Raw genomic sequence first — 3,407 nt, forward strand, 5'->3', positions numbered from 1 at the left:
CCTATGACGGCACGCTAGCCCTGAGCGCCGGTCAGTTGCTGAGCTTGCCCTTCCTGCTCCTAGGAGCTTGGCTCATCGTTAGATCCGCGCGGGCAGCTAACAATTCGTCCAAGCCGACGCCGCTTCGCGGCGCGGCTTAACTCAGGTGTTAGGCCTGCTTGGAAACCATGTCGCAGCCGAGTTCACTAAAACCTCAGCCCGAGTTCTTTCCGGTATCGGTCGGAAAGCTCGCCATCATGTCGGTGTGCACCCTTGGGCTGTACCAAATCTATTGGTTCTACTGGAACTGGCGCCTGCTCAAGCGCCGGGAGAACAGGAGCCTGTCCGCCCCGTGGCGCTCGGTCCTTGGGCTGTTCTTTGCCTTCCCTCTTTTCCGGCGCATGGCGCGGCCCGCCGGCCGGCTCGGGTCGGCGGTCGCGCTGGCGTGTTTTATTGCCTGGGTTGGGCTATCGCTCGTGGGCTACGGTCCTATGCCTTTGGCCGCGCTCACTTTCGCGTCCGTCCTGCCGCTGCTTCCCATGCAAGCTTTCGCGAACCGCAGCAACGCCCTGTCCACTCCAGAGCACCGGAATTCGAAGTTGCGCGGCTGGAACATAGTTGCGGTGGTCTTCGGCGGGCTACTCGTCCTGCTCAACCTTTTGGCTCTCGCAGTGCATGCAGCGCAGGCCTAACAATTCGTCCAAGCCGACGCCGCTTCGCGGCGCGGCTTAACTCAGGTGTTAGGCCCCAGAATGAGACTTAGCCGCTACGCCAACCCGCTGCTTGCTGCCACATTAGTTTCCGCAGCCGTAGCAGCTCTTGCACTTTGGAGCTTGGCTTTCCCTGGCTACTCCGACGAGCAAATTGCGGCCTCACTGGTCGATACGTGGGAGGCTGATTCGACTGCTAACTTTGCCCTTGCAGCCCTATCTCTAGTGCTGCTGCTCTGGGCATCAATCAGCCTGTACTTGCACCGTCGCATCCGGTCGCTTTCCGGGGCCGCATTCCTTTGCGCAGCGCTGGCACTTGGCCTGACTGTACTGGCGCAGGAAGTCTCCACAGCTCGGGCCTCGAGAGTACAAGGTCACCAGCTCGAGCGCGTCTGGGGACTAGTAGGCTTGGGGCCTAACAATTCGTCCAAGCCGACGCCGCTTCGCGGCGCGGCTTAACTCAGGTGTTAGCGCTCACACTGGGAAGCAAGATCGCTTCTTGAGTTGTTCCTGGCGGCTGAGCCGTTTTCGTCGTCGTGTGCTTGGCCGCATCACGGACACACTGGCTCCCCGCCGGGCGCGGGCCGGCATCGAAGCTCTCAGAATCTAGCGCCGCCCGGCTTGGGGACATTCTCGCCTTTGCGGTAGGGCGGCTTGCACGTTCTGGCTCGCGGCCAACTCCCGGTCATCGCCCTTCGTGGCACACTCCGGCTTTGTGGAGAAGCAAGCCCGTACCTCGGCGTGTGATCTCTAACAATTCGTCCAAGCCGACGCCGCTTCGCGGCGCGGCTTAACTCAGGTGTTAGGCCTCTGAGGAAAGAATGAAGAGACCCCGTTCAATCATCCTCGTCGTCCTCTGGTTCCTTTGGGCGGCCGGCAAAGACCTCGATACGCTGGCCCGCTTCTCGACGACGTCGGACTACTACATCCTGTCAGCCGCCGGGTTGCCGTGGCTATTCTTCGTCATGGCGGCCGTGGTGTTTCTGCTCAACGCGGCTGGCACCTACTACCTATTTCGCCCATCGCTCGCCGGCTACCCTGTGCTCCTGACTGCTCTGGGCGCAGGCGTACTCCAAAATCTCGTCACGCTTGCGGTGGCATTGCATGACCTGCCGGGTGCTCGACGAGCTTACGAGATTGGCCGCGAGCTCAGAGGGCTTCCGGTGCGGCAGGAAGCCTTGGACATGATATTCACGCGTGGGGCTGTGTGGACTTCGGCGATCCTCAGTCTGGTGGTTTACGCAGCCGTCGCTTGGCTAGTGCATAGGAACCGCTTTGTCTTTCTCGGTCCAGCTGGGCACTCGGCAGAGGCCTAACAATTCGTCCAAGCCGACGCCGCTTCGCGGCGCGGCTTAACTCAGGTGTTAGCTGCCATGGGGAAGTCCGGAGCGCCTCGTCCACCAAACAGCGGCCGGAGCCGCTTCTTGGAGGTGCCCGATGAGGTGCTATGGAAGTGCTCGCTGCCCCTCAACATATTCGAGACCGTGGCAGGGCTCTCTTTTGACGCGCGCGATGAGCCAGGAGGCCTTCTAGATCAGAGCGCTTGCGCGTTGGCGGATCGATTCCTCGATGGCCAAGTGGGCTTCTGGGATGCCGATGGGGTTATGACATGCCTCATGCAGCTCGCAGACTGGCAGGGTCCATTACGGTTCTGGCGCATCTTTCTGGCTTTCGAAGACAGTGAGACAGACCAAGATCCAGAGAAAAGCGCACGTGCACGGCTGGTTGTCGAGCTGTCCGGCAACGGCAGCTAACAATTCGTCCAAGCCGACGCCGCTTCGCGGCGCGGCTTAACTCAGGTGTTAGGCGGCACAGATGGGTCGTAGCAGGTCGAACCAAGAAGCTCGCTTCGAAAAGTGGCAACGCCTTGCCCCGCCGGGTACTCGCCTATTGAGCACTTTGGTGGCATCGCAGCTTGTGCCTCTCCTAGAAGCACAGGGGTTCCGCCGTGTCAGTCATAGCCTCGGTCAGCCTGATCAGCCAGTGTCGGGCCGGGAAATCGAGCTGGAGCGCCGGGCGGGTGAGTCCGTGGATACCGTCACGTTCAACTTCGATAAGTACGCGGCTCCCCGTTTTCAGATTCAGCTATCACGTCGCTCGTCGGAGCCCCCTCATGCCTGGGTGCGCTCCGCCAACCTCGTCAGGCGTCCCAGCCAGTACCTGCACTTTTGGGGCAAGCCGTGGTGGCTTCCCGGAGCCCTCTGGTCGGAGCGGGCCTCTCGCCGCGTCGTTGCCAGCGTGGAGGCCGCGCTCCCAAGTGCGTTAGCCTTCGTGGATCATGGCGAGCGTAGTCGGCACATCAGCAGGCGGGTCGCATGAATCACGGGGTGCCGCCTAACAATTCGTCCAAGCCGACGCCGCTTCGCGGCGCGGCTTAACTCAGGTGTTAGCGCCCACCACCCGATACCGCCGAATGCCGTAGTGGCCTATCGCGGCTCAGGTGTTCTCGTGCTCCCACCCGCGGCTCAGCCTCTTTCGTCGGGCCCACCATCCTTACGCTTCGCTCTCTGCCCTTCGGTTGCGCTCGAGCTTGGCCGCCACGGCACGTGCCTCCGAGGGCGCCCATGGGCGCTCGCGCTAGCCACCCGTGGCATTCTTTGCTCCTAGCCGTTAGGGCACGCTCGGTAAGGTCGTGTGGGCTCTAACAATTCGTCCAAGCCGACGCCGCTTCGCGGCGCGGCTTAACTCAGGTGTTAGCGCTCATGGAAAAGTTGCTGG

General features: G+C 61.8%; 2 protein-coding genes. Both read left to right on the top strand.

The window, feature by feature from the left end; all coding sequences use genetic code 11:
- The first annotated feature begins 158 nt into the window (after positions 1 to 158).
- On the top strand, positions 159 to 671 hold the full coding sequence (locus ACY35P_RS15155) for a hypothetical protein (protein WP_462116670.1): 513 nt from the start codon (positions 159 to 161) through the stop codon (positions 669 to 671).
- Positions 672 to 1,510: 839 nt separating this feature from the next.
- A complete protein-coding gene (locus tag ACY35P_RS15160) occupies positions 1,511 to 2,005 on the top strand; it encodes a hypothetical protein (protein WP_462116671.1) in 495 nt (164 codons plus the stop codon).
- The last annotated feature ends 1,402 nt before the right edge of the window (positions 2,006 to 3,407 follow it).

Source organism: Lysobacter xanthus (assembly GCF_047159895.1).

Excerpts from the sequence above, each read along its gene's own strand:
- ACY35P_RS15160 (WP_462116671.1), top strand. The coding sequence starts at position 1,511 with ATGAAGAGACCCCGTTCAATCATCCTCGTCGTCCTCTGGTTCCTTTGG.